Origin of the sequence: Haloarcula sp. Atlit-7R (genome assembly GCF_003666065.1) — an archaeon.
In the GTDB taxonomy this organism is placed as follows: Archaea; Halobacteriota; Halobacteria; order Halobacteriales; family Haloarculaceae; genus Haloarcula; species Haloarcula taiwanensis.
Window position 1 is genome coordinate 1 of sequence record NZ_QXIK01000108.1, and the last position, 449, is coordinate 449.

Below are 449 nucleotides of genomic sequence, written 5' to 3' on the forward strand. Positions count from 1 at the left end.
AGTTGTCGAGTTCGTCGACCGGGACGGGAATACTCGCGTCATTGTCCTGGACGATAGCGCCCGCGCCGGGCGAGTCCGACGAGACCATGTCCATGTTCGCCTGCCCGCCGCTGAGCACCTGCTGTTGGGTCGTCGGGATGTCGGCCGTGGTGACGTTAACCGAGATATCGGTCATCTCGGTGAACTTGTCAGCCTGTCCGTCGCGAACCGCCCACGCGGGACCGATCCACTCCAGCGGCCGAGACCCGTCGGTGGTTCCGCCGCCGGAACTGCTCGACGTCGTGTCACCTTCACCGGAGCCGCTCGTCGTCCCCGATCCGCCGTCGCCGCCGTTCCCGGCGCATCCGGCGAGGGCGGCCCCGGCGGCCGCTCCGCTCGCAAACTTTACAAAGTTTCGCCTATTCATGCTATCAGGCATGGAATAGGAGTCTATAACGACACTACTTAGT

At 64.1% G+C, this 449-nt stretch carries 1 protein-coding gene; it reads right to left on the reverse strand.

Annotated elements, in window-relative coordinates; genetic code table 11:
• Positions 1-406 (reverse strand): twin-arginine translocation signal domain-containing protein (locus D3D01_RS22875; protein WP_121513875.1); only part of this gene is annotated, 406 nt, incomplete at its 3' end.
• Positions 407-449 lie beyond the last annotated feature (43 nt).